The following is a 25,523-nucleotide window of genomic DNA, read 5'->3' on the forward strand; positions in this document are numbered from 1 at the left end:
TCCCGGTAATCTTGAACAAGTAAAAAATGTTCCTATGAAGAGGATTTTTATAATTGCGATACTTTTATGGAGCAGTTTGTTGCCCCGCTTTGCTACAGCGCAGGTAGATCCGCATTTCTCTCAATATTATGCATACCCACTTTGGTTAAACCCAGCCCTGACTGGTATTATTGATGGTGATTTCCGTATAAACGGTGATTATCGTAATCAGTGGGCGAATTATGGAAAACCATTCTCTACTGCGGGGGTATCTATCGATGCCGCCACAGATAAAAATATTGGTATTGGCGCCAATGTGCTGAATATGTCTGCCGGTGATGCCGGGTACAACTACCTCAATGCAATGGCCAGTGTATCCTATTCCGGTGTGAAGTTTGGCCGAACCAAAACAAGCCAGATCGTTTTTGGTATTAACTTTGGATTACTCAACAGGAGAATTGATCCCGCCAAATTCCAGACGGGAAGCCAGTATAATCCTACCATCGGTTTCGATCCGAGCATTGCAAACGGTGAAAATATCTCTAAAACCTCTGCCAGCTCATTTGACGCAGGCGCAGGTGCAGTATATTTCGATAGTAACCCCAATCATCGCTTCAACCCATTCCTGGGATTTTCCGCAGCACACCTTACACAGCCTAAAGACCCTTTCTCTGCTGATGGACAGGAAAAAACACTGCCTATCAGGTGGTTGATCCATGGTGGTACCAAAATCAAACTGAACGAACAGTTTAGCCTTACTCCCACCGGACTGTACATGCACCAGGGAAATGCGGAAGAGACTGTAGTAGGTGCTTATGCTTCCATGACCGTAAATCCTGATTTCGACTTCCTGCTGGGATTCAACTACCGCTTCAATGATTCCGCTATTCCCATGGCAGGCTTCCACTTTAAAGGATTTACACTGGGGCTCAGCTATGATGCCAATACTTCCAATATGCACCGTCTCGTTAATGGCAGCCAGAGTTTTGAAGTATCCCTATCCTTCATCAGCCGCAAAAAGAGAATGCTGAACCAGGAATATTTCATCTGTCCTAGATTATAATCATCATATACCAAAATATCTGAAGGGGAAAAAATTACACGAAAAAAAGAAATGAGACCCTCATGAAAAAAATTACACTCTGCTGGCTACTTGTTTTTACCGGGATCATAAGCTCCGTGCAGGCACAGTATGTTTATGACTATAAGCATACTGCAGATGTCTACTATAATGCCAGAGACTATTATTCTGCTGCACAGTATTATAATAAAGCCCTCGGTACTTTCAAAGTGAAGCCAGAACAGGTATTACCCTATACTATCGGTGGCCCCCCGCCAAGCGGAAAAATGAAAGACTATCAACAGGTGGTAGCACGCCTGGCCGAATCTTATCGCCTGTACAACGACTATGGCAACGCCGAAACCTGGTACGCACAACTGGTAGGGTTTAATAACCCTCAGTTCCCGCAGGCCCGCTATTGGTATGGTGTATGTCTCAGGGCAAATGGTAAATACCAGGAAGCCCTCGAGCAATTCAATAAATTCAAACAATCTTATACTGCCGCTGACGATATTTCTACCCGAGCAACACTCGAAATTCAGACTTGTGAATTCGCTATCGAAGAAGATAAAAAGCAACCCCGCTTTAGCATCATTAAAACTTCTGGTACTGTAAACGAAGGTGGAGCAAACTACGCACCGGTAATGCTCGATGCTAATACCCTTATGTTTACTTCTTCCAGGCCTGAAAACATGCCGGCGCCCGCCGCTAATACCAGCGAGGCAAAGAAAAACAGGGAAGCAAAAAAAGCAGGTACGCCATATGTCAATACCCTGTATACCGCAACAGGTTCCGGAAATGATTACAGTAATTCCCAGAAAGTAGCCATGCCTGACCCTCCTAAAGGATGGGACCAGGGCGTAGCAGCCATAACACCAGACGGTAAATACATGTACCTGACACGCTGGACAGTCAAAAATGGCGTTAAACAGGCTTGTATTTGTGTAAGTACACAGAGTGGCGGAAGATGGTCGGATCCCGTGGCTTTAGGTACCAACGTGAACATCGATGGCTATAACTCCATGCAACCCTTTGTTACCAGCGATGGAAAATATTTGCTCTTCTCCTCTAACCGGCCTGGTGGCATGGGTAAATACGATATCTGGTACTCCGTTATATCAAATAATACACCCGGTAGTGCAAGAAATATCGGTACCGCCATTAATACCAAAGATGAAGAACAGGCGCCTTTCTATGATTCAGAAAAAGGCCTCCTCGTATTCAGCTCCGATGGCCGTATAGGATTGGGTGGACTGGATTTCTTCTCCAGCGAAGGCGACTTTGGCAGCTGGTCTGCTCCCAAAAATATGGGTAAACCACTCAACTCGCCCAAAGATGATATCTACTACACTGCTTTAGACAATACGCACCCTTTCGCATCCGGATTTATTAGTTCGGATCGCGAATCAGTTTGCTGCCTGGAAATATTCGGTATCAAACGCCTGCGCAAAATTGTAAGCGGTATGATCATAGATTGTGATACACACAAACCACTGGAAGGTGCCACCATTACATTGATGGACTCCGCCCGGCAGAAAGTGATGTCAAAACAGACAACAGATCGTGCCGGCAGATATACCTTTGAAGCAGATCCTTCCCGTCAGTATAAACTGGTTGCAGAAAAAGAAAACTATTTCACAAAAGGACTTCCGTTCCGTACTGATGGCCTCGAAACAGTAGACTCACTTGAGAACCCTACACTGTGCCTCAAACATTATGAAATAGAAAAACCAATCGTAATAAATAATATTTTCTACGATTTCAACAAAGCAACATTACGTGAAGAATCTAAAGTTGTACTGGATACAGTGGTGGAAATGTTGAAAGATAATCCAAGACTGACGATCGAAATGGCCGCACATACCGATAGTATCGGTTCTGATAAATACAATGATAAATTGTCGCAGGCACGTGCACAGTCATGCGTGAATTATCTGATCAGCAAAGGTATTGCATCAAACAGACTGATAGCTAAAGGCTATGGCAAACGCAGGCCAATTGCTCCTAACTCCTTACCTAATCACAAGGATAATCCGGAAGGCCGTCAGTTAAACAGAAGAACTGAATTCACTGTACTTCGCCGTCAGGTAGAAGCACCTGTAAATAACAACCAGACAGAATAAACAATCGTTTACCTGTTATTATTCCATATCCTACAGAATTACAAAACGACAGAGATAGCCCACGCAATTGCGTGGGCTATTCTATTTGATTCATCACACTTTTATTGAGTGCTGCCTTCCGCTTAAGAAGAACAGCACTGCACAGTTTTAACTTAACCAGATCCGATATATCGATAGATTAGTTGCCTGTTTTGATAACACCGATAGCAGCGGTATCTTTAGCAGTACCAGAAAGAACTTTCAGGTGAGCAGCTAATTTTACAACATCGTCATAACGGAAAGCGATATCTTTAGCACCAGTAGCAGTGTAGGATTTGATGGTTTTCACGTTAGCATACATTGGCACAGGCATTGCGGCACCAGTACCTTTTACTGCATCGCCGGTAGCCACGAAGAAGGTGTCAGTTTTAGGCGCATCAGGAGTACCACCGAGCAGGTAGATAAACTGAGCAGCATCTTTAGTAGATTTAGTCAGTTGCAGCTTCAGTGTTACAGAACTATCCTGGTTTTCAGACAGGGTAATGATTGCTTTGTCTACTTGTTTATCAGCGCCGATACCTTGAACTTTGAAAGTGGTTTGACGTGGAGTAGGTTTGTTGTCGTCGTCTTTTTTGCAGGCAGTGAAAGTTACAGCCATAGCAGTAGCCATCATGACTCCCGCAGCGAGAGCACGTTTCTTTGAAATTGACATGATTCGTGTTTTAATTGAAGATTGTTAGATTGATACAGTCTTTTACTAAAATATCTTTGATTGTATTTGCAATAGGTTTTCAGCGCTTACTGGTATGTTAAACGAGACTGATTTTAAAAAGTTACAGCGATGCACAAAAAATATATTACTGCTAAATTTTAGTACTATTGAAACTTGCTGTGGTACAGTGTTTCGTAAGGATAAAATTTTTGTATATGCTTTTCAGTTAGTTTGAATTCCTCCCTTTATAAATTTATATCCTCCCTTTTTTATGTGTTATCAAGATTGTTTTTATCGGACCGGCTCGTGAATATTTTTATTTCGTATAGTCATTAACGATATACCAAAAATATTTTTATCACAACATTATCGTGCAAAAAATATCAATTTATATATTTATATAAAATATAATATAATGAGATAAAAAGCAGGGCTGGTTTGATGGAGATGTATTACCTTTGCCGGGTTTTGTATAATACTTTAATCTAATAAACCAGTAATAAGAAATAGTATGTCTCTTACAGTGGTAGGTACTATGGCGTTCGACGAGATCGAAACCCCATTTGGAAAATCAGGAAAAATCATTGGTGGATCTGCTACCTTCATTGCCTGGGCAGCGTCTAACTTCGTAAGCCCAATCAACCAGGTATCAGTAGTTGGGGGCGACTTCCCACAGTCTGAAATGGATGCATTACAGGCAAAAGGTGTGAAAATGGACGGTGTACAGGTAAAAAAGGATGAAAAAACCTTTTACTGGTCCGGTAAATACCACATGGACATGAACACCCGCGACAGCCTGGTGACTGACCTCAACGTGCTGGCAGACTTCAATCCAATCATTCCTGAAAGCTACCAGGGCTCCGAATTTCTGATCCTCGGTAACCTGACGCCACAGGTTCAGATGAGCGTGCTCGAACAAATGAAAGAGCGCCCTAAGCTGATCGTAATGGATACTATGAACTTCTGGATGGAAGTAGCACTGGAAGATCTGATGAAAGTGCTGAAAAAAGTAGATGTCCTGATGGTAAACGATAGCGAAGCTCGTCAGCTGAGTGGTGAATACTCTCTGGTGAAAGCTGCCCGCAAGATCATGACCATGGGTCCTCGCTACCTGATCATCAAAAAAGGTGAACACGGTGCCCTCCTGTTCCATGAAAACCACGTATTCTTCGCACCTGCAATGCCGCTGGACGATGTTTACGATCCAACCGGTGCCGGCGATACCTTCGCAGGTGGTTTCATCGGATATCTGGCTAAAACTAAAGATATCTCCTTCGAAAATATGAAAACCGCGATTATCGTAGGTTCTGCAATGGCTTCCTTCTCTGTGGAAAAATTCGGTACTGAGCGTATCAGAGCAGTATCCAAAGAGGAAATCCATGCACGTATCGAACAGTTCGTACAACTGGTTAACTTCGATATCGACCTGGTATAGTCTCCGTTTTAAAGTTATAAAAGCAAAAGCCTCCCTCTACTCAGTAGAGGGAGGCTTTTGCTTTTATAGTAACTGCTATTATTTATAAATTTCATTCAGTACCTGCGCCAGTCGGAGGCCACCTTTCAATAACTGCGTATTCAGATCATTCACAAATACATAGTTATAACGATAGCTCAGTTTGGAATCAGGTTTGGTATAACCATAGATCTTATCTGCGATTACATGTGATTCAAACATCCAGTCGGCAATGCTGCCAGACTGGTAGGCCTTGATCTCTGCTGCAGTGGCAATATCCAGGGCTTTGGTATATTCGGTATAGCTGAGCTGTTGATAATCAATTAATTGCTCATCCCATACGCGGTGAAGGTTAGATGGGTTGTTAAACCACTGTACCTGGATTTTATTACCACCCTGATCTTCATCATGACCCACATGCAGCGGCTGGTGCATATCTCCCATCATATGGATCAGGAAGGTAATGGCAAATACATGCTCGTCTTTAGATAAAGTACGGTTCTTCAGTTGCTTGATCATCGCCTGGGTTTCGGTATACAGGTTTTCGCCGGTAGCAGCAGCCAGTTCCTTGTCGAACTCAGCTCTGTCTATGCCGCCCGGGAAATCCAGGTAATGCCAGGTGTTGGTATGATCGTATTTATGGGTAGTGTCGGATTTGATGAAATCCGGCCAGTTAGCCACCATGGCCATGCTCTGGCGACCCAGAATTTCAATTACCGCCTTACGTGCCTTCGGCGTCAGATGATTGAAGGCAATCTCCGCAACAATGCGATGCCCGTTCGGTCCCCAGGCAAAGCTGGCGATAGGTAAAAGGAAGCCCACCATCAGGGCAAGAATTACTTTCTTTCTCATAATTTTTGATCCTCGTTGTCTGGCAAAAGTAAAGACCTTTTTAACACTTTTGTCCACCGTTCTTTAGTATTTTTGATGTACTGCTCAATTATTAATCACATTATGCCTTTTAAGATACAAGCTCCATATGCTCCCGCTGGTGATCAGCCGGAAGCTATCAGACAATTGACCGAAGGAATAAACGAAGGTGAACCATTTCAGACATTGTTAGGGGTAACCGGCTCGGGTAAAACATTTACTGTAGCCAATGTAATCCAGCAGGTGCAACGCCCTACCCTGGTACTTACACATAATAAAACCCTCGTTGCCCAGCTCTATGGCGAATTACGCCAGTTTTTCCCGGATAACGCCGTGGAATACTTCGTTTCCTATTATGATTATTACCAGCCGGAAGCATATATGCCGGTAAGTGATACCTATATAGAAAAGGATCTGGCCATCAATGAAGAACTGGATAAACTACGCCTGAAAGCTACCTCCAACCTCCTGTCGGGCCGACGGGATATTATCGTGGTAGCCAGCGTTTCCTGTATATATGGTATGGGTAACCCTACTGATTATGAAAACAGCATTATCCGCATAAAACAAGGACAAACCATCGGCAGGAATACCCTCCTGCACGGACTGGTCAATTCGCTCTACTCCCGTACTACCGGCGATTTTAATCGTGGTAATTTCAGGGTACAGGGAGATACCGTAGATATCAACCTGCCATATGTGGATTTTGGTTATAGAATTACCTTCTTCGGAGATGAGATTGAGGAGATTGAAACCATAGATGTCCAGAATGGTAAACGTATAGCCCGGATGGATGATGCCGCTATCTTCCCGGCAAACCTCTATGTTGCGCCGAAAGATATGATGCAGCAAATCCTTTATGAAATCCAGGATGAGCTGAAAGCACAGGTAGAATATTTTAAAGCCAATGGCAAACTCATAGAAGCACAGCGCCTCTCCGAACGTGTCAATTACGATGTGGAAATGATCAGGGAACTGGGCTATTGTAGCGGTATTGAAAACTATTCCCGCTTCCTCGACCGCCGTGATCCGGGAAAAAGACCATTCTGCTTACTGGATTACTTCCCTGACGACTTCCTCCTGGTGATAGATGAAAGTCACGTTACCGTACCGCAGATCGGTGGTATGTACGGCGGTGACCGCTCCCGTAAGCTGAACCTGGTAGAGTATGGCTTCCGTCTCCCATCAGCACTGGATAACAGACCGCTGAACTTCTATGAATTCGAAAACCTGCTGAACCAGACCATCTTCGTGAGTGCTACGCCGGGCGAGTATGAACTCAAAAAAACCGAAGGGATCGTGGTGGAACAGGTAGTTCGTCCTACAGGGCTGCTGGAACCTCCGATTGAAATCCGTCCTAGTGTGAACCAGGTAGATGACCTCCTGGATGAAATTGATAAGCGCGTTCAGAAAGGCGACAGGGTGCTGGTAACTACCCTCACCAAGCGTATGGCGGAAGAAATGGATAAATATCTCCAGCGTATTAATGTAAAATCAAGATATATACATTCTGAGGTAGATACATTAGAGCGGATAGAGATTCTGAGAGATCTGAGACTGGGTAATATAGATGTGCTGGTGGGTGTGAACCTGCTGAGAGAGGGCCTTGATTTGCCGGAGGTGTCGCTGGTGGCCATCCTGGATGCCGATAAGGAAGGCTTCCTGCGTGATGAGCGCTCGCTGACCCAGACGGCAGGCCGTGCGGCCCGTAACGTGGATGGCCTGGTAATATTCTATGCAGATAAGATGACCGATAGTATGCAGCGCACGATTGATGAAACCAACCGTCGCCGTGAAAAGCAGGTAGCTTATAATATAGAACATAATATTACGCCTAGGACTGTTCGTAAAACGAAAGAGCAAATCCTGGGTCAGACGTCTGTATTGGAAATCAAGAACTTCGACGAGCATTCACCATATGCGGTACATGATGAAATGACCCTGGTGGCTGAAGAGGCCATGGAGAGCGCCAAAACTTCTGCGGCGGCAGTGAAGACTATTCCTCAAATGGAGAAGGCTGTGGCGAAGGTGAAAAAGGATATGGAAAAGGCTGCCAGAGACCTCGACTTTATGGAAGCTGCCCGACTCCGTGACCAGATGTTTGCCATGGAAAGGGAATTACAGGAAATGAAAGCATAAAAATGTGGCCTTTGGGTCATTCATTGTGCAGGAACATGTAAAAATTCTGCTTTCCCGGATTCAAAATTATAAACGTATTGCCTATCTCATATATAGAATTATTTATTATATGAGATAGGCATTTTCATTTCGCTTTGTATTTTATAAGATATGTAATCTATTTATTATTAATAATTTAATATGAGGTTTTTAGAAATGCAGTAAGACATCTACCTATGAAAATTAAAAATTGTCAACCAGACACAAATTATTTCATAAATAATTGATATTTAGAGTATTATATCGATAAATTCCCTCCTTCCTTCTACACATATTTCAGAAAATAATAATTAATATTATAATTATTTATTATCTGATTAGTCTCAGGGCAAATTTCTGGCACATTATTCAAAAAATTCTATTTTTCGGGCCTTCTATTTGACGTTTTAAATTTCACCTATACTTTTATTTAAGAAATTTAAAATTCAAGTGCTATGAAGAAAAACTCATTCCAAGACTATCTACCCTTCATTTTTTTGACGGTAGTTGCAATTATTGGGATTTTTATTCCCTCTGTCCCCGCTTTTGCCGATACCAGTAAATATAATTTCGCGGACATTGCCTGGATCCTGGTAGCCGCTTCGCTGGTATTTTTAATGACCCCCGGCCTTTCATTCTTCTACGGCGGAATGGTTAACCGAAAGAATGTGATCTCTACTATGATGCAAAGCTTCATTGCGACTGGTCTTATTAGCGTCTTATGGGTAGTAGTTGGTTTTAGTCTGGCATTTGGTAAATCTTATCATGGTATCATAGGTGATCCATCCACCTTCTTTATGTTTAGAAATGTAGAAAGCAGCGGTCCATGGAGTCTGGCCCCTACTATCCCTATGCTGTTGTTTGCCCTCTTTCAGATGAAATTCGCCATCATCACGCCTGCCCTGGTGGTTGGTGCAGTAGCTGAAAGGATCCGCTTTACCTCCTATGTATTATTTATGGTGCTGTTCAGTCTGCTGGTATATGCTCCAATTGCACACTGGACCTGGCATCCGGATGGCATCCTGTTCAAGTTGGGGGTACTCGACTTCGCAGGTGGTACGGTAGTACATATCTCTGCCGGTTGCGCCGCGCTCGCCGGAGCACTGGTACTGAAACGCAGAAAAGACCACATCGATAATAAAGAACTGCAGCCGGCAAATATTCCTTTTGTGCTGTTAGGTACAGGATTGCTCTGGTTCGGCTGGTTCGGCTTCAACGCTGGTTCTGCCCTGGCAGCCAATGGTCTTGCTGTTTCCGCTTTTGCAACTACCAACACTGCCACTGCTGCTGCCGGTTTATCATGGGTATTCTTTGATGTAGTACGTGGACGCAAACCATCAGCACTTGGCTTCTGTATCGGTGCGGTGGTTGGCCTGGTGGCTATCACACCTGCTGCCGGTTTCGTTGCCATTCCGCAATCTATCTTCATCGGTTTCGTAGCGGCTATCGTGTCTAACATGATGGTACACTGGAAATCAAAAACCACCATTGATGATACCCTGGACGTATTCCCTTGTCATGGTGTTGGTGGTATGGTAGGTATGCTGCTTACTGGCATCTTCGCAACCAAAACTGTAAACGAGGGTGGTAACAACGGCTGGTTCTATGGCAACTTCGAACTGTTTAAAAACCAGGTGCTGGGACTCCTGCTGGTAGTGACCTACAGCTTTGTGGTTTCTTACGGACTCTTTAAGCTGATCAACATGATCCACCCACTCCGCGTATCTGACGATGAAGAAGCGCTGGGCCTGGATACTACACAGCACAACGAAAGCTATCACCCTGCTTTAATGTCTGTTACAGACGATGGTGATCTCAAAGAAGAAGAACTGGCGCATTCCTGAAAAGCAATGCCCATTAACATAGCAAGTGAAATTAAGTTCTTTGAGTTAGATATTTATCAATTGTATTGACAGATCGCGTATATGCGATTACGTTATAAAGTTCTGGAATGGATAATCAGCGCGGGAAGCCTTCACGGTGGAACTGCTATGGATGCTTCGTTGGTTATCCATTCCTTCTATTGCGCTTTGCACGCCACTAAATTGAAATTGACCTGTATTGAGTACCTAGCATAAAGTGCACGCACCCCAAAACAACGCAGAAAAGGCAGCATTTACATCTTACCATTTTATCAACCAAATCATAAGTAAATGAAACGACTGCTCACGACCTTATTTGCTACAGGCACCCTGTTGTCTGCCACGGCCCAAACTTCTACAGATACCACGTCTGTACCGGCATTTAAATTATCTGGTTCTGCTGATGTTTATTACAAGTATAACCTGAATGGTAATTATACAGATAATAAAACCAGCTTTACCAACTCTCATAACTCCTTTGAGTTGGGAATGGTTTCTTTGAAGATAGAGCACGGATTTAAAAAAGGAAGTATTGTTGCTGACCTTGGATTTGGAAAACGCGCGGGGGAATTTTCCTATAATGATGTACCGGGTTCTTCCAATGGCTTGTCTATGGCTATAAAACAATTGTATGTCTCCTACCAGCTGACCAATAAGGTGAAGTTGAGTCTGGGTAGCTACGCTACGCATGTAGGCTACGAGTTAGTGGATGCATATCTTAACAGAAATTACAGCATGAGCTATATGTTCAGCTACGGGCCTTTCTTTAATACGGGTCTGAAAGCGGATTTTACGCTGTCGTCTTCATTAAGTGCAATGGTAGGCGTATTTAATCCGACGGATCTGAAATCTGTTTCGGAGAACAGTCATAAATATATTGGTGCCCAGCTTGGGTTTACGCCAGCTTCAGCGCCGGTAAAATTATACCTGAACTACCTCGAAGGAAAAGATACCAGCAGTATTCAGAACCACCAGGTAGATTTTGTTGCCACTTACCAGTTTTCTAAAATTTTCGGATTGGGATATAATGGTACCTATAGCACTTACCTGAATTCCCATCTGAAAGGAGAGAGCAATGCAAGTGCCAACTGGTGGGGATCTGCATTGTATGTAAACCTGGATTTTACAGATAAACTCGGACTTACACTAAGAGGAGAATATTTTTCTGATAAAAAAGGGCTGAAGGTTTTTACAACAACGCCTACTGGTGGAAATGTAGTGGCTGGTACTTTGTCGTTTAATTATAAGGTAGGAAACCTAACGTTGATACCTGAATTCAGACTGGATAAATCATCCGTAGATTTGTTCAGTAAATCGGACGGAGTTCCGACTACAACAACAGCTAACGTATTATTTGCTGCGACATATCATTTTTGATATAACTGCAAGGTAGACCAACATTATTCTTTCTGTCTTTTGAGATGACCCTGTAGGCGTTCCGGCGCCTGCAGGGATTTTATATATCCGGCCGCGATAATGCGGCTGATTTAAACCATATTATTAACAATCATTATCTTGCTGAAAATTTATTCCAAACGATGTTACAGTCTTCCACGTTAAAGTTTTTGCGAGCGTTAAAACAGCATAATGACAAGCCCTGGTTCGACGAACACCGGGATGAATACATGGCTGCAAAAGCTGACTACGAAACGTTAGTACAACAGATTATTGACGGATTACAGAAACAGGACCCGACGATGGCGGGCCTTCAGGTAAAGGATTGTGTGTTCAGAATTTATAAAGATGTCCGTTTTTCCAAAGACAAGACACCTTATAAAACAAATATGGGCGCATCTTTCCAGCAAGGTGGAAAGAAATCCACATTGGCAGGTTATTATTTCCACCTGGAACCAGGAGGGAATAGTATGGCCGGCGGCGGCTTATGGATGCCTCCCGCCCCTGAACTGAAAAAAGTAAGACAGGAAATAGATTACAATTTCGAAGAATTCGAAAGCATTATTTCCAATAAAGATTTTATTAAGCAATTTGGGAAAATTGAGGGGGAATCTCTCAAAACCGCCCCACAGGGATATCTGCCAGATAATCCTGCCATTGCATATCTCCGTTTAAAAAGCCTCATTGTATCACGTCCTCTGACAGACGATGCTGTCGTACAGCCTGCAATGCTACGGGATATACTCAAAACATTTTCCGTTATGCAACCATTGCTGCAATTCATTAACCGTGCAATGGACTAAGTTCCAGCCGGCTTATTAGTGCTGTCTGTGATTTGTTAATAATCTCCGGTCCATAATCGGTAAATGACCATGGAAAACAACAGCAGAAACATAGGGATACAGATAAGGCCAAATAAAATAAGCATTAGCCAGCCTTGCTTTTCTTTTGCCTTATCGTCGGGCCCAAATCCCATACAGTACTAATAAGCCGGTTAAAAAATTAGTTTTTGTGGATCAGGAATTCGAATGGACGCGCTTTTCTGTTTTTCAATAGGTTTTCTTTGTCTGAGCGCGTATGTGCGAATTTCTGATTGTACACATTGGCAACTTCGATAATTGGAATAATCCCGTCCAGGGTATCCTGCTGATCAACAATATTCATGATCCTGGATACCTGTGAGGAAAAGTTCGTACTCCACTCCTCTGTAAACTTGTGCATCAACAAAAGCTCGCGATTGGTGTTGGTTTTCATAGGACTTAAGGGTGTTTTCAGATTAGACAATAGCGAAATAAAAAAATGCTCTTTCTCTAAAATCGGACAACTCTAAATTTAGTTAGCTGGCATAGGATTATTACTTCCAAAATTGAATTTTATCCAGCAGAAATCAATACTACTTCCGTGTAATTTTTCCGGACAATATTAACCACTATAGTGATATAAACAAAAAAAAGCAAGTGGTAATCCACTTGCTTTTAATGTTTTATAAATATAATCTCGTATAGTCGTGTCAGATACCACGGTGTCGTATAAACGATTTGGCCGGAAGCCTAACACAACAGTATGATTATAACCAGTTTTTAGCCAGTAAGTACTCTGCAATCTGTACTGCGTTGGTTGCAGCGCCTTTACGCAGGTTGTCTGCCACGATCCACATGTTCACTGTTTTAGGCTGGGTCTCGTCTCTGCGGATACGACCAACAAACACTTCGTCTTTGTCGTGCGCATCTTTAGGCATCGGGTACTCAGCTTTGGCAGGATTGTCTACTACAATAACACCAGGTGTTGCTGCAAGAACAGTACGGACATCTCCCAATTCGTATTCCTTATCAAATTCGATGTTAACTGCCTCACTGTGACCACCCATTACCGGGATACGTACAGTCGTTGCAGTTACCAGAATATGATCATCACCCATGATTTTCTTAGTCTCATTTACCATCTTCATTTCCTCTTTGGTATAACCATTTTCCAGGAATACGTCAATCTGAGGAATTACGTTCAGGTCAATAGGGTAAGCATATGCCATCTCACCTTGGATACCCTCTCTTTCATTCATCAGCTGGGTCACCGCTTTAACACCGGTACCGGTTACTGACTGATAGGTAGAAACAACTACTCTTTTGATGTTGTATTTCTCGTGAAGCGGTTTTAATACCAGCACCATCTGAATAGTAGAGCAGTTAGGGTTTGCGATGATTTTATCTTCAGGAGTTAAAGCATCACCATTTACTTCCGGAACCACCAGTTTTTTGGTAGGGTCCATTCTCCAGGCACTGGAGTTGTCAATAACAGTGATACCTGCTGCTGCAAATTTAGGAGCCCATTCCAGGGAAGTGCTGCCGCCTGCAGAGAAGATCGCTACATTTGGTTTCATGGCAATTGCCGTTTCTGCACTAACCACCTTATAGCCCTTGCCCTTAAATGTTACTTCCTTACCTACTGACTTCTCTGAAGCCACTGGAATCAATTCTGTGACAGGGAAATTCCTTTCTGTCAAAACTTGTAACATTTTTGAGCCTACCAGTCCGGTAGCTCCTACTACGGCAACTTTCATTGTGATTGTAAATTTTAAATTTTTAGGAACCCAAAATTAATATATACTCCTCTCTTTTCATAATATCTAAATTTTTTTGCTTCCTGTTAACATGTAATTAAGGAAGCCCGGAAAAAATTAGTATAGATTTATGTATTCTAAATTTTTTCTCTATGTTGATGCCCGTTGTTTGTTTAATAGCCACCAGTATGGCTTCTGGCCCTGCCGATACCATTCGGCCTTCCGTTTATAATATCGTTATCCGGGAAATTATGGCAAAGCCGACACCTGTAATAGCTTTACCGCCTTACGAATACCTGGAACTCTACAACAGGACCCACGAAATTATAACCCTTAAAGGCTGTATCATCGCAGTCAATAAAAAGGAAATCATCCTGCCAGACGTGGCTTTGCCACCGGAACAGCCGTTGCTGCTTTGTCCGGCCGCAGCAAAAGACAGCTTTCATGCTCCTTTGGTTACCGGCCTGGACAAATGGACCGCCATTCCTGATGATACAGGCCTGGTAGTGCTCTACAATCAGCAACGACAGGTAATCCATGCGGTGAATTATAATAAATCCTGGTATGGTAGCCCGGAATATAGTAAAGGCGGTTATAGTCTGGAGATGATCGACGTGGATGCTCCCTGTATAGATAAGCCCAATTGGAAGGCGAGTCTGGCCCCTGCCGGTGGTACGCCCGGCCTGCCTAATGCGGCCGCCGGAAAGCTGGATTGGACAACCGGGCCAGACCTGTATTATATCTCTGCTCCTGATTCCAGCCACTTGCAGCTGTATTTCTCTCAAACGCTGGACAGTATATCCGCTGCATCCCCCGATCATTACCACATAACTGGCATGCAATTATCAAAAATTGAAGTGCAGCCCCCGCTTTTTTCCACGGTGCTACTCTCCTGCCCTGCACCGTTAAAGCCCGAACAGGAGTATGAGGTTACTGTCAACGGATTAACCAACTGCCTGGACCCTGGCGGTAGCCAGATAACCCGGTCATTCCAGCTGCCAGCCCCCGCTGTTGCCGGTGATGTCCTTTTCAGTGAAATACTCTTTGATCCGGAGACAAGTACACCGGGATTTATAGAAATATATAACAACAGCCACCATGCGATCAATTTACAATCAATCAGGATGCAGAATATACGCGATGATGGTCGCACAGATGCGGCTAAAGCACTGAGTGTCAATGGCAGAGTGCTAATGCCGGGAAAATGTATTGCTTTTACCGCTGATGCCCTGAAACTTTGTGGGCGCTATAATTGTAAAGAACCTGGCGCTATTCAGGAAATTAATATGCCTGTAACCTACGTTGGTGGCGGTGGTTTAAGGCTGATGACGGCCGACAGCATTATTCTGGAAGAAATTCGGTACAATAGTGATTGGCAGTTCTCTCTGTTTTCCAATAGCAAGGGCGTCTCACTGGAGCGCATTAGCTTTGAGCGCCCGGCAGCTAATGCGGATAACTGGCAGTCGGCTACCGCTGCTACCGGTTATGCTTCCCCGGGATGGATCAGCAGTGTGGCCCGGGATAGTGCTGAAAGTGCTGAAGTGACTTTTCTGACCCCGGTTTTTACCCCTGAAAATCAAGGAGAACTGCAACGTGCAAAATGCCGGTATATGTTTGGGAATCAGCTATGGGTGGCGAATGCAACGGTGTATGATGTAACAGGAAAGGCTATACGCTCCCTGGCCAGAAATCTACCCTTATCAGGAACTGGTTTTTTCACATGGGATGGATATGATGAAAAAAAAGTACTTTTGCCGGCAGGTGTTTATATATTTTTAATCGAAATATTTGACCCCAAAGGCCGCAACAGGCGCTGGAAACAGGCTGTTGTGCTGGCACGAAAGTTGAATTGAATCAGCCTCCTGACACCGGCGCCTGTTACAGGTCAATTTGTCAGCGGGCAATCTATTATAATTATTTATATTTGCGCTTCCTAAAAATTTGAACATGCAGTACAGAGAAATTGTTGCAGTAACCGGATTGGGCGGTTTGTTTCAGTTAGTTGCCAGTAAACAAGATGGCGCCATCGTTAGGTCACTGGAAGATAAGAGCACAAGGTTTGTGTCTTCCCGCGTGCATAATTTTACTCCACTGGAAAGTATTGAAGTTTTTACCACTGGCGAAAACGTAAACCTGGCAGAAGTTTTCAAAGCCATGGACGAAAAAACCGCAGCTTTCCCTCCACTGGATGCTAAAGCTGATAACAATACTATCAAAGCCTATTTCAAAAACGTATACCCTGAATTCGATGAAGAAAGAGTATACGTAAGTGATATGAAGAAAATGGTTAAATGGTTTGCCATACTCAAATCAAATGACCTGCTGAAATTTGAAGAAATTCTGGCTGATGGTAACGGAGAAGAAGAACTCGTTGAAGAAGTAGCAGCTCCTGCTCCAGAGAAAAAAGCTAAAAAAGCAGCCGCAGCTCCTGCTGAAGCTACTGAGGCTACCGATGCAGAAGAAAAACCTAAAAAACCTCGCGCTAAAAAAGCTGCGAAGGAAGAAGGTGAAGAAGCTTCTGCAGAAGAAAAACCTAAAAAAGCTAAAGCCGCCGCTAAAAAAGAAGAAGCTGCTGAAGGTGAAGAACCTAAAAAAGCCGCTAAACCTCGTAAAAAGAAATCTGAAGAGTAATCTTCCAGATTTTAACATAACTATTATTCCAGGCAACCTGAGGGATGCCTGGAATTTTTTATTTTAGTAAGATGAAGAATTTAACCGCAGATATAAAGAAACTCCCCCGTCACTATCTCCCCGAAGATTTTACCGTGACCACATGGGATGCATTGCAGCCTTACTTCGAAGAACTGCAGCAACGTCAGATCAATAACGTCAGCGAACTGGAACAATGGCTCAAAGACATCAGCGAACTCGAAGGTGTTATCAGCGAAGATGCCTGCTGGCGCCAGATAAAAATGACATGCGATACCACCGATAAATCGCTGGAAGAGGCCTTCGCATACTTCTGTATGGAAATCCAGCCCAAACTCCAGCCATACACAGATGCCATCAATAAAAAATTCCTGGACATCCCTTTCGTGAAAGAGCTGGACCAGGAACTCTATAAGACGTACATCCGCAATACCCACAAACAAATCAAACTGTTCAGGGAAGAAAATATTCCGATCGCAGCTGAACTCAGCGTGATGGCACAGCAATATGGCGCTATCTCCGGCAAACAGACCATCACCGTTAACGGTCAGGAATATACGCTACAGCAGGCAGCCAAATTCCTCCAGAGCAGCGACAGGTCACTCAGAGAAGAAGTGTTCATGAAAACCAGTACCCGCCGCCTGGAAGACCGCGAAGCACTGGACAACCTCTACTCCGGCCTGATCACCAAGCGTAACCAGGTAGCCCTCAATGCAGGCTTTGAAAACTACCGTGATTATAAATTCGAAGAACTGGGCAGGTTCGACTACAAGAAAGAAGACTGTTTCCAGTTTCACGATGCAGTAAAAACACATATCGTTCCGCTGGTAAAAGAAGTCCTGGAAGAGCAACGCCGCAAGCTGGAACTGGATACCCTGCGCCCATGGGATGGAGACGCAGAACCCGCCGGCATCAAACCGCTGGAACCTTTCCATACCGGTGAAGAACTGGTAGATAAAGCCATCAAAACTTTTGACGAACTGGGACCTTTCTTTGGTAACTGCCTGCGCGTGATGAAACAGATGAAACGCCTGGACCTGGAAAGCCGTAAAGGGAAAGCACCTGGTGGCTATAACTGTCCGCTCGCCGAAACCGGTGTGCCGTTTATCTTCATGAACGCTGCCGGTCAGATGAAAGACCTCACCACCATGGTACATGAAGGTGGCCACGCAGTACATTCCTTCCTCAGCCATCATCTGTCATTAACCGCCTTCAAGGAATACCCTATGGAAATTGCGGAAGTGGCCAGTATGAGTATGGAGCTCTTTACGATGGACCACTGGCATATCTTCTTTGATGATGCAGAAGAGCTGCGCCGCGCAAAACGCCAGCAGCTGGAACGCTCTATCACCATATTCCCATGGATTGCCACCATCGATAAATTCCAGCACTGGATCTACGAAAATCCAAACCATACAGCTGAAGAACGCACCGCTAAATGGAACGAAATCCAGGATGAGTTTTCTCCGAATGTGGTAGACTGGTCAGGACTGGAAAATATCAGGTCTATCGCATGGCAACGCCAGCTGCACCTGTTTGAAGTACCATTCTATTATATCGAATACGGTATTGCCCAGTTAGGTGCCATCGCGATGTGGAAACAGTATAAGGAAAATCCGCAGCAGGCATTGGATAACTACGTAGCGGCATTGAGTCTCGGTAATACCAGAACATTACCTGAACTCTATAAAGCGGCAGGAATTAAATTTGATTTCTCCCCAGCCTACGTAAAAGAGCTGATAGACTTCGTAAAAATCGAAATGGACAAAATCGGATAACCCGACTCAATCTCATATGTGAAGGCCGCGTCTCTACGAAGTAGAGACGCGGCCTTCACGCTCCGTCCGACACCGAAGGTGTCGGATATAAAAAAGCGAGGGATAAGATTAAAAACCTTATCCCTCGCTCTTATATAAAAAAGTAAAATCTACTTACAAGACTTACATACCCCACTCACCACTACTTCCACATTACGTGCGGCAAAGCCTTTCGGCAAATGTATCTCCGGTACATTCGTCTCATCTAAACAAATGGTATTCCCACATGCTTCACAACGGAAATGCACATGGTGATCATGATGGTGATGTTCGGTGCACTCCGATTTACACACTGCATAACGTACAGACGTATCCGTAGTAGGTATTTTATGTATGATCCCTTTATCGAGGAAGGTCTGTAGGGTACGATAAACAGTTACTCTGTCAAATGATTTACCGGCAAGCTTTTCAAAGTCGCTATGTTCCAGCGCGCCATCACTCTTCATAAACAGCTCCAGAATTTTTGTTCTGGTTTCTGTCACGCTAAGCTTGCTATCCTTCAGTAAGGCGGAAATTCTTTCTGCTATTTGTTGTTTGTTGCCCATGATCAAAAACTATTCTTTCATTAATCTGTCTATATCGGCAATCAGCTTATAAACGTCTCTGTCTTTGGTGCCTTCGTATAAACCACGGATCTGGCCGGTTTTGTCTACCAGTGCGAACCATTGTGTATGAACAAAATCATCATCACCACTAGGAGTGCCGTCATCTACGAGGTATCCCTGACGGGCGAGGCGGTATAAATCTACCTTATTGCCTGTGAGGAACCACCAGTTTTTACTGTCTGCACCATGTTTTGTTGCATATGCTTTTAAAACAGGAATGCTATCATGTTCAGGATCAACGGTATGTGATAATATCAGGAAATTCGGATTGCTTTTATATGCGTCGTATATTTTTTCCATGTTGGCATTCATCTTCGGACAAATACCGGTACAGGTGGTGAAAAAGTATTCAGCAACGTATATTTTACCTTTGACATCTTCAGAACTACGGGTTTTGCCCTCCTGGTCAGTGAAGGAAAATCCTGGCACTGTATGCCCTGGAGCCCCTAATACCGGCAGCTTTTCCACACCAAGGAATGTTCCTCTTTCTCCTTTGATTACATATCCTGCATATCCCAGAAATGCCACACTCAGCACTGCAAAGAATATTAATAGACCTTTTGCTTTACTTGACATAAGTTATATTCTCTAATCTTTAGAACTATATACAAAGGTAGCACATACTAAACAGATGCCCCAGTATTCGCCTTATTAGATCATTTTTTATTTTATAATCAATCTGTTACAATTATTAAAAGATTTTATGTTTAGGTGATTCATTGGTTTTTTAAAATTCTTTTAAAAAATAATTGCAACTATGTTGCAAAAATACATAGTTTTGTCCGATCGAAATAATAAATGATGAGAGAACGACTGTATGCAAGATTGAACCTGGACGCACTGGGTATAGGCGCTTCTGTTTTATGTGCGGTACACTGTGCCCTGCTCCCGCTATTCATAACAGCCATTCCCCTGCTGGGAATGGCGCTACCGGGCCATGGATGGATGGAATATGCAATGTTGTCGTTCTCTTTTATAGTCGGATGTTTTGCCCTGGGCAGAGGGTATTACCTCCGGCACAGAAAGTCTCAGCCTTTGTTGTTGTTTATCCTGGGTTTCATTTGCCTGGTTGCAGGGCATTTCCTGCACTGGGCAGCGGCCTGGGAAGCCACTGTCATCGCCATCGGCGCCATTATCATCATCATTGCACATCTCCTGAACATCCGCCATACCAGGACTTGTGATACACACAAACATGCATCTTCCTTGAATTAAAAGAACCTACATATGAAAAAGTTACCAGTAACGGTGCTGAGTGGATTTCTCGGCGCAGGGAAAACTACTGTCCTTAATCACGTACTGCATAACCGCGAAAATATTCGTGTAGCCGTTATCGTGAATGATATGAGCGAAGTAAATATTGATGCGCAGCTGGTCAGGAATGAACAGGTATTACACAAAACACAAGAAAAACTCGTAGAGCTTAGCAACGGCTGCATCTGTTGCACACTACGGGAAGACCTCCTGAAAGAAGTAGAAAAACTGGCTGCGGAAAACCGGTTCGATTATCTCCTGATCGAATCTACCGGCATATCAGAACCAATACCAGTTGCACAAACTTTTTGTTATGTAGATGAAGAAAATAATATCGACCTGTCCGCAGTAAGCAAACTGGATACAATGGTAACGGTAGTGGACGCACTGAACTTTCTGAAAGATTTTAACAGCGCTGAAAAGCTGCAGGACAGAGCCCTGACAGAAGATAATGCCGACCACCGGACTATCGTAAATCTGCTCACAGATCAGATAGAATTTGCAGATGTTATTATCCTGAATAAATGTGATATGGTAGATGAAATACAGTTAGGACTCCTGAAAGGTATTATTCAGCGATTAAATTCCCGTGCAAGAATAGTAGAATCAATTTTTGGAAAAATTCCATTGCAGGAAATATTGAATACAGGCAGATTTGATTTCGATGCAACTTCCCAAAGCGCTGGCTGGCAGGCAGAATTGACGAACGAGCACACGCCTGAAACGCTGGAATATGGCATTTCTTCCTTCGTATTCAGAAGCAGAAAACCGTTTCACCCCGAAAGATTCTGGCAATATATCAATGATCAATGGCCTGGTAATGTAATCAGAAGTAAAGGCTTGTTCTGGCTGGCATCGCGGCCGCAGGTTGCCGTTAACTGGAGTCAGGCCGGCGGTTCCGTCAGGGCCGAAAAAGCCGGTTACTGGTGGTGTGCCATTCCCCGCCACCGCTGGCAACTGGATGAAGAAACGCTTCAGACTATCGAAAACCGATGGGATGAACATTTCGCAGATCGGTACAATGAACTGGTAATAATTGGTCAGTTTCTGGATCAGCCACTCCTGGAAAAAGAGCTGGAAAGCTGCCTCTGTACTGACAATGAGGTGATCTCCTACCTAAAGGGTAAATACTTCAAAGATCCTTTTTTGATCGATTAATTTAGGCTGGTCTAAAAAATAATTAAAGCAAATTTAAATCATTCGGGATAGATTTGTAAAAAATTAGCTTCGGAAGTCTAAAACTTTGTTACTATCCATTACCCTGTTTCTTAAAAAAACAATATGATCTGAAGATGAAGAAAATTTTTACGCTACTATTTCTACAACTATTTGCTTTAGCAACCTATAGCCAGCAGTTTCAGCTGAAAGGAAAAGTTATCTCCAATGGAAAACCCGTGCAATTCGCAACTGTAGCCATACCGGCACTGCACACCGGCGCTGTAACCGATGCAACCGGTATGTATACTTTTGCAGTGAAACCCGGAGATTATGTGCTCAATATTTCTATGGTAGGATACCAGACTAAAACGTTGAAATACACGGTGAAGGCTGGTGTTCACACAATGCCGGACATCTCCCTGGAAGAAGACCCTTCCAAACTGAATGAGGTAGTGGTAACAGGTGTTTCCAAAAGTACTATAGCCAGAAAGAACCCAGTGCCTATCGCTATCCTCGGAAAGAAAGAAATGAACCAGCAGGTAAACGGCAACCTGATAGACGCCATCGTGAAGGGGGTGCCCGGCATCAGTGCTGTAACTACCGGCCCAAATATCTCCAAGCCTTTTATCCGTGGCCTTGGCTATAATCGTGTGCTTACCCTGTACGACGGCCTCCGCCAGGAAGGCCAGCAATGGGGCGATGAACACGGTATCGAAATTGATCAGTACGGCGTATCCCGCGCGGAAGTGGTGAAAGGCCCGGCAAGTCTTACCTATGGCTCCGATGCACTGGCTGGTGTTATCAACATCATCCCTGATATTCCTAATTCTCCTGAAGGAAAACTCAGTGGAAACTTTACTACTGAATATCAAACCAATAACGGAATGATTGGTAATTCGCTGGGGCTCTCCTATCGCCATAATGACTGGAAATTCGCATTGAGAGGGAGTTTACGTACTGCGCATAATTATAAAAACAGCGTAGATGGTTATGTATACGGAACTGCCTTCAGGGAATATAACCTGTCAGCCCTCGCACATGCGGATAAGAAATGGGGCTATACGCACTGGGGCGTTACACTATACGATAATATGCAGGAAATCCCCGACGGTAGCCGCGATTCGCTGACCCGCAAATTTACAAGGCAGGTGGCAGAGGGCGATGAGGATGATATCCGCAGCAGGCCCATCGTTCCGGACGATCAGCTGCATACTTATCGCCTGAACCCTTTACACCAGCATATCCAGCATTACAGAGTCTTTAACAGGAGTATGTTCCACCTGGGAAAAGGCGAACTCTCTACCACACTGGGATTGCAGCAAAGCATACGCAGGGAATATAATCATCCGGTTTATCCATCACAGGCAGGACTATACGTAGTTTTAAACACGCTCAATTACGATGTACGGTATAATATGCCGACTATCGCAGGTTTTGAAACAAGTGTAGGTATAAATGGTATGTACCAGACCAACAGAAGTAAGGCTGCTACTGATTTTCCGATTCCTGATTATGAATTGTTTGATATAGGTGGATTCTTTTTCGCACGTCGTTCTGTTGGAAAGATCGATATATCCGGAGGATTGCGTTATGACCATAGAAATATCCATTGGAGTGATTTTTATGTAGATACAGATAAATCCACCGGTTTTGATTTTCATACGAAAGATACTGTGGGCGCCACTTTGCAATTCCCTTCGTTCAGGCATACCTATACTGGCATATCCGGAAGTCTGGGCCTGACATGGAATATTAGTCAGCGTGTACTCGTAAAAGGTAACATTGCAAGAGGTTACCGTGCGCCAAATATTACCGAAATCGGTTCTAATGGCCTCGATCCGGGTGCGCATATTGTTTATCTGGGCAACAGGTCTTTTAAGCCGGAGTTTAGTTTGCAGGAAGATCTCGGTTTTCTGGCATATCTGCCTGATGCAGACATCAGTGTGGAGCTCTTCAATAATAACATTCAAAACTATATCTACCAGGCACGACTATACGATGCAAACGGGGAACCGGTCGTGATTGTTCCGGGAAATGTCACTTATAGTTATCAGCAATCCAAAGCAAGGTTATATGGGGCGGAACTCGCTGTTAACCTGCATCCTCGTCGCTGGTCCTGGTTTAGCTGGAATAACAGTATTGCCTATACGGAGGGATTGAACCAGAATCAGGCATTGCGTGATAAATATGGCAATAGCGCTAAGTATCTTCCATTTATACCGCCAATGCATATACGTTCTGATGTAAAGCTAACGGCGGCGAAGCCATGGGGAATAATCAGCGGTGCCTATGTACGTGCCGGTGTGGATATTTTCGGGGCACAGTCTAAATTTTATGGTGTGGATGATACAGAGACCTACACACCCGGCTATACGCTGGTGAATATGGGCATTGGCGCCAGCATTTTGAATAAGCAGAAAAAGGCGGTGGCGGAAGTCTTTGTACAGGCTGAAAACCTCTTTGATGTTGCTTATCAGGCAAATATGAACAGGCTGAAATACTTTGAATATTACAGTCATTCACCCAACGGGCGTTATGGTATATATAATATGGGAAGAAATGTCAGTATGAAGGTTATTGTTCCTTTTTAGGAGCGAGGTTGAGCCCGATCTTAATGCCCAGCTGGATACTGGGAAGTACGCTTACCATCCGGCCGTCATTTATAACTATTGAATTATTATCACCTGCGTGGTAGGTAACGTATTGATATACTTTGCCACGCAGGCCTACTCCAACAAACGGGTCCAGTATTACCTTATCCTTATTGAACTGCCGTCCCAGCAGTAACTGGATCCCATAAACGTCTTTTGTGCCGGTATTTGTATAGCTGGCATTGTTAATGGTGACGTCCTCATTCGGGTAAAAGACCTTTTTGAAAAGCAGCATGGGCTCGAAGTAGGTACCTGCTGCCCTGGACTGCGAAATGCCGCTGGGGAAAAGGTATAACCTGACGCCTGCACGGAACCCTAACCCTCTCCCATCTACGAATTGTTCAGTGCTGATATCGGGTTTCTTTTGCCCGAAGTCAATTTTTTTAGTGAGCACATAGTCCGGATAATCTGTATAAATACCGCTGATACCTAGTTCCAGGCTTACTTTAGGGGAAAGCTCCTGTTCCAGGTAAACGTCCAGCTCATTAATAAGCGTGGTAGGGTTTACCTTGATGTAGGTATTTCTGTGGAAAGAATTACCATCCTGGGCATGGGCAGCGACAATGCAGGATAGAAACAGCCAGGATGATAGCAATATCTTTTTCATACAGTTGAAGGGTTAGGTTGGAAGGCCGACGGCTGGATTATTTTTTCAATAATCGTTCCACAATTACCGGAAACCATTGGTGTTCCAGTACCTGTACTTTTTTAGCCAGCGTTTCCGGGGTATCTTCAGAAGTGATGACACAACGTTCCTGGAGGATTGGTGCGCCATCATCGTATTTCTCGTTTACAAAGTGAATGGTGATACCGCTTTCTTTTTCGCCGGCGGCAATCACAGCTTCATGAACAAAGTGCCCGTACATGCCTTTTCCACCGTATTTAGGGAGGAGGGCCGGGTGTATGTTGATAATTTTATCCGGGAATGCCTGCACCAGGTTGGCGGGGATTTTCCAGAGGAATCCTGCCAGCACAATGAGGTCTATATTTTTTTCCTGTAAGAGTTTAACGTAGTCGTCGCCGCGGAAGAACTGTTCTTTTTCGATCAGAACGGAGGGAATACCTTCTTTTTCAGCAATGTCCAAAACACCGGCGCCTGGCTTATTACAAACGATCAGCGTTACTTTTCCATCGGGTGAGTTCCTGAGATGATCGATGATCTTCTGTGCGTTGCTACCTGCTCCTGAGGCAAATATTGCGATATTTTTCAATGTTGCTGGATTTGAATCAGCTGCAAAAGTA

21 protein-coding genes are annotated in these 25,523 nt (G+C 44.0%); 13 read left to right on the top strand and 8 right to left on the bottom strand.

Features of this window, described 5'->3' with window-relative positions:
• The first annotated feature begins 34 nt into the window (after nucleotides 1-34).
• Both F3J22_RS03860 and F3J22_RS03865 read left to right on the top strand, forming a co-directional pair.
• Nucleotides 35-1,042: a PorP/SprF family type IX secretion system membrane protein gene (locus tag F3J22_RS03860; RefSeq protein ID WP_167014468.1), complete on the top strand. Its 1,008-nt coding sequence runs from the start codon at nucleotides 35-37 to the stop codon at nucleotides 1,040-1,042.
• A gap of 62 nt (nucleotides 1,043-1,104) precedes the next feature.
• A complete protein-coding gene (locus F3J22_RS03865; protein WP_167014471.1) occupies nucleotides 1,105-3,162 on the top strand; it encodes an OmpA family protein in 2,058 nt (685 codons plus the stop codon).
• Between the two features lie 178 nt (nucleotides 3,163-3,340).
• Here F3J22_RS03865 and F3J22_RS03870 read toward each other — a convergent pair whose 3' ends face one another.
• Complete coding sequence (locus tag F3J22_RS03870) at nucleotides 3,341-3,853, bottom strand: hypothetical protein (protein WP_167014473.1); 513 nt, start codon at nucleotides 3,851-3,853, stop codon at nucleotides 3,341-3,343.
• 511 nt (nucleotides 3,854-4,364) lie between these two features.
• On the opposite strand from F3J22_RS03870, the gene F3J22_RS03875 reads away from it, so the two are divergent.
• Complete coding sequence (locus F3J22_RS03875; RefSeq protein ID WP_167014475.1) at nucleotides 4,365-5,288, top strand: PfkB family carbohydrate kinase; 924 nt, start codon at nucleotides 4,365-4,367, stop codon at nucleotides 5,286-5,288.
• A gap of 78 nt (nucleotides 5,289-5,366) precedes the next feature.
• On the opposite strand, the gene F3J22_RS03880 is transcribed toward F3J22_RS03875, so the two are convergent.
• The gene (locus F3J22_RS03880) at nucleotides 5,367-6,158 is read right to left on the bottom strand and encodes a S1/P1 nuclease (protein WP_167014477.1); all 792 of its coding nucleotides are present in this window, start codon (nucleotides 6,156-6,158) and stop codon (nucleotides 5,367-5,369) included.
• Between the two features lie 102 nt (nucleotides 6,159-6,260).
• Here F3J22_RS03880 and uvrB point away from each other — a divergent pair, with 102 nt between their 5' ends.
• The 4 genes from uvrB to F3J22_RS03900 all read left to right on the top strand — a co-directional run bounded on the left by uvrB (nucleotide 6,261) and on the right by F3J22_RS03900 (nucleotide 12,393).
• Nucleotides 6,261-8,315, top strand: coding sequence for an excinuclease ABC subunit UvrB (gene uvrB / locus F3J22_RS03885; RefSeq protein ID WP_167014479.1), 2,055 nt, complete (start codon nucleotides 6,261-6,263; stop codon nucleotides 8,313-8,315).
• A 473-nt stretch (nucleotides 8,316-8,788) separates the two neighbouring features.
• Complete coding sequence (locus F3J22_RS03890; RefSeq protein WP_167014481.1) at nucleotides 8,789-10,177, top strand: ammonium transporter; 1,389 nt, start codon at nucleotides 8,789-8,791, stop codon at nucleotides 10,175-10,177.
• A gap of 309 nt (nucleotides 10,178-10,486) precedes the next feature.
• Nucleotides 10,487-11,572 (top strand): porin, encoded by a 1,086-nt coding sequence (locus tag F3J22_RS03895; protein WP_167014483.1) that lies wholly within the window; start codon nucleotides 10,487-10,489, stop codon nucleotides 11,570-11,572.
• Nucleotides 11,573-11,733: 161 nt separating this feature from the next.
• The gene (locus F3J22_RS03900) at nucleotides 11,734-12,393 is read left to right on the top strand and encodes a DUF2461 domain-containing protein (RefSeq protein ID WP_167014484.1); all 660 of its coding nucleotides are present in this window, start codon (nucleotides 11,734-11,736) and stop codon (nucleotides 12,391-12,393) included.
• Between the two features lie 199 nt (nucleotides 12,394-12,592).
• On the opposite strand, the gene F3J22_RS03905 is transcribed toward F3J22_RS03900, so the two are convergent.
• Together F3J22_RS03905 and F3J22_RS03910 are read right to left on the bottom strand one after the other, a co-directional pair.
• On the bottom strand, nucleotides 12,593-12,844 hold the full coding sequence (locus tag F3J22_RS03905; RefSeq protein WP_111594566.1) for a hypothetical protein: 252 nt from the start codon (nucleotides 12,842-12,844) through the stop codon (nucleotides 12,593-12,595).
• Nucleotides 12,845-13,157: 313 nt separating this feature from the next.
• On the bottom strand, nucleotides 13,158-14,147 hold the full coding sequence (locus tag F3J22_RS03910) for an aspartate-semialdehyde dehydrogenase (protein WP_167014485.1): 990 nt from the start codon (nucleotides 14,145-14,147) through the stop codon (nucleotides 13,158-13,160).
• A gap of 152 nt (nucleotides 14,148-14,299) precedes the next feature.
• On the opposite strand from F3J22_RS03910, the gene F3J22_RS03915 reads away from it, so the two are divergent.
• The 3 genes from F3J22_RS03915 (at nucleotide 14,300) to F3J22_RS03925 (ending at nucleotide 18,574) form a co-directional block, all read left to right on the top strand.
• Nucleotides 14,300-16,000, top strand: coding sequence for a hypothetical protein (locus F3J22_RS03915; RefSeq protein WP_167014488.1), 1,701 nt, complete (start codon nucleotides 14,300-14,302; stop codon nucleotides 15,998-16,000).
• A gap of 94 nt (nucleotides 16,001-16,094) precedes the next feature.
• Nucleotides 16,095-16,778 carry a DUF5606 domain-containing protein gene (locus tag F3J22_RS03920; RefSeq protein ID WP_167014490.1) on the top strand — a complete coding sequence of 228 codons (684 nt, stop codon included), beginning with the start codon at nucleotides 16,095-16,097 and terminating at the stop codon, nucleotides 16,776-16,778.
• A gap of 71 nt (nucleotides 16,779-16,849) precedes the next feature.
• A complete protein-coding gene (locus F3J22_RS03925) occupies nucleotides 16,850-18,574 on the top strand; it encodes a M3 family oligoendopeptidase (RefSeq protein ID WP_167014492.1) in 1,725 nt (574 codons plus the stop codon).
• 149 nt (nucleotides 18,575-18,723) lie between these two features.
• On the opposite strand, the gene F3J22_RS03930 is transcribed toward F3J22_RS03925, so the two are convergent.
• Together F3J22_RS03930 and F3J22_RS03935 are read right to left on the bottom strand one after the other, a co-directional pair.
• A complete protein-coding gene (locus F3J22_RS03930; RefSeq protein WP_167014494.1) occupies nucleotides 18,724-19,158 on the bottom strand; it encodes a Fur family transcriptional regulator in 435 nt (144 codons plus the stop codon).
• A gap of 9 nt (nucleotides 19,159-19,167) precedes the next feature.
• Entirely contained in the window at nucleotides 19,168-19,794 is a 627-nt protein-coding gene (locus F3J22_RS03935; protein ID WP_167014496.1) for an SCO family protein, read from the bottom strand.
• A 225-nt stretch (nucleotides 19,795-20,019) separates the two neighbouring features.
• On the opposite strand from F3J22_RS03935, the gene F3J22_RS03940 reads away from it, so the two are divergent.
• The 3 genes from F3J22_RS03940 (at nucleotide 20,020) to F3J22_RS03950 (ending at nucleotide 24,221) form a co-directional block, all read left to right on the top strand.
• On the top strand, nucleotides 20,020-20,433 hold the full coding sequence (locus F3J22_RS03940) for a MerC domain-containing protein (protein WP_167014498.1): 414 nt from the start codon (nucleotides 20,020-20,022) through the stop codon (nucleotides 20,431-20,433).
• A 12-nt stretch (nucleotides 20,434-20,445) separates the two neighbouring features.
• Nucleotides 20,446-21,630: a GTP-binding protein gene (locus F3J22_RS03945; protein ID WP_167014500.1), complete on the top strand. Its 1,185-nt coding sequence runs from the start codon at nucleotides 20,446-20,448 to the stop codon at nucleotides 21,628-21,630.
• 134 nt (nucleotides 21,631-21,764) lie between these two features.
• Nucleotides 21,765-24,221: a TonB-dependent receptor gene (locus F3J22_RS03950; RefSeq protein WP_167014502.1), complete on the top strand. Its 2,457-nt coding sequence runs from the start codon at nucleotides 21,765-21,767 to the stop codon at nucleotides 24,219-24,221.
• Here F3J22_RS03950 and F3J22_RS03955 read toward each other — a convergent pair.
• Both F3J22_RS03955 and purN read right to left on the bottom strand, forming a co-directional pair.
• Nucleotides 24,205-24,888: a hypothetical protein gene (locus F3J22_RS03955; RefSeq protein WP_167014504.1), complete on the bottom strand. Its 684-nt coding sequence runs from the start codon at nucleotides 24,886-24,888 to the stop codon at nucleotides 24,205-24,207. The genes F3J22_RS03950 and F3J22_RS03955 overlap by 17 nt on opposite strands.
• 37 nt (nucleotides 24,889-24,925) lie before the next feature.
• A complete protein-coding gene (gene purN / locus F3J22_RS03960) occupies nucleotides 24,926-25,492 on the bottom strand; it encodes a phosphoribosylglycinamide formyltransferase (RefSeq protein WP_167014506.1) in 567 nt (188 codons plus the stop codon).
• Between the last annotated feature and the right edge of the window lie 31 nt (nucleotides 25,493-25,523).

It is taken from the genome of Chitinophaga sp. Cy-1792, assembly GCF_011752935.1.
GTDB lineage: Bacteria > Bacteroidota > Bacteroidia > Chitinophagales > Chitinophagaceae > Chitinophaga.

Bases quoted from the DNA above. Each gene is read 5' to 3' on its own strand.
- F3J22_RS03860 (WP_167014468.1), top strand. From the start codon at position 35: ATGAAGAGGATTTTTATAATTGCGATACTTTTATGGAGCAGTTTGTTG.
- F3J22_RS03865 (WP_167014471.1), top strand. From the start codon at position 1,105: ATGAAAAAAATTACACTCTGCTGGCTACTTGTTTTTACCGGGATCATA.
- F3J22_RS03870 (WP_167014473.1), bottom strand. From the start codon at position 3,853: ATGTCAATTTCAAAGAAACGTGCTCTCGCTGCGGGAGTCATGATGGCT.
- F3J22_RS03875 (WP_167014475.1), top strand. From the start codon at position 4,365: ATGTCTCTTACAGTGGTAGGTACTATGGCGTTCGACGAGATCGAAACC.
- F3J22_RS03880 (WP_167014477.1), bottom strand. From the start codon at position 6,158: ATGAGAAAGAAAGTAATTCTTGCCCTGATGGTGGGCTTCCTTTTACCT.
- uvrB (WP_167014479.1), top strand. From the start codon at position 6,261: ATGCCTTTTAAGATACAAGCTCCATATGCTCCCGCTGGTGATCAGCCG.
- F3J22_RS03890 (WP_167014481.1), top strand. From the start codon at position 8,789: ATGAAGAAAAACTCATTCCAAGACTATCTACCCTTCATTTTTTTGACG.
- F3J22_RS03895 (WP_167014483.1), top strand. From the start codon at position 10,487: ATGAAACGACTGCTCACGACCTTATTTGCTACAGGCACCCTGTTGTCT.
- F3J22_RS03900 (WP_167014484.1), top strand. From the start codon at position 11,734: ATGTTACAGTCTTCCACGTTAAAGTTTTTGCGAGCGTTAAAACAGCAT.
- F3J22_RS03905 (WP_111594566.1), bottom strand. From the start codon at position 12,844: ATGAAAACCAACACCAATCGCGAGCTTTTGTTGATGCACAAGTTTACA.
- F3J22_RS03910 (WP_167014485.1), bottom strand. From the start codon at position 14,147: ATGAAAGTTGCCGTAGTAGGAGCTACCGGACTGGTAGGCTCAAAAATG.
- F3J22_RS03915 (WP_167014488.1), top strand. From the start codon at position 14,300: ATGTTGATGCCCGTTGTTTGTTTAATAGCCACCAGTATGGCTTCTGGC.
- F3J22_RS03920 (WP_167014490.1), top strand. From the start codon at position 16,095: ATGCAGTACAGAGAAATTGTTGCAGTAACCGGATTGGGCGGTTTGTTT.
- F3J22_RS03925 (WP_167014492.1), top strand. From the start codon at position 16,850: ATGAAGAATTTAACCGCAGATATAAAGAAACTCCCCCGTCACTATCTC.
- F3J22_RS03930 (WP_167014494.1), bottom strand. From the start codon at position 19,158: ATGGGCAACAAACAACAAATAGCAGAAAGAATTTCCGCCTTACTGAAG.
- F3J22_RS03935 (WP_167014496.1), bottom strand. From the start codon at position 19,794: ATGTCAAGTAAAGCAAAAGGTCTATTAATATTCTTTGCAGTGCTGAGT.
- F3J22_RS03940 (WP_167014498.1), top strand. From the start codon at position 20,020: ATGAGAGAACGACTGTATGCAAGATTGAACCTGGACGCACTGGGTATA.
- F3J22_RS03945 (WP_167014500.1), top strand. From the start codon at position 20,446: ATGAAAAAGTTACCAGTAACGGTGCTGAGTGGATTTCTCGGCGCAGGG.
- F3J22_RS03950 (WP_167014502.1), top strand. From the start codon at position 21,765: ATGAAGAAAATTTTTACGCTACTATTTCTACAACTATTTGCTTTAGCA.
- F3J22_RS03955 (WP_167014504.1), bottom strand. From the start codon at position 24,888: ATGAAAAAGATATTGCTATCATCCTGGCTGTTTCTATCCTGCATTGTC.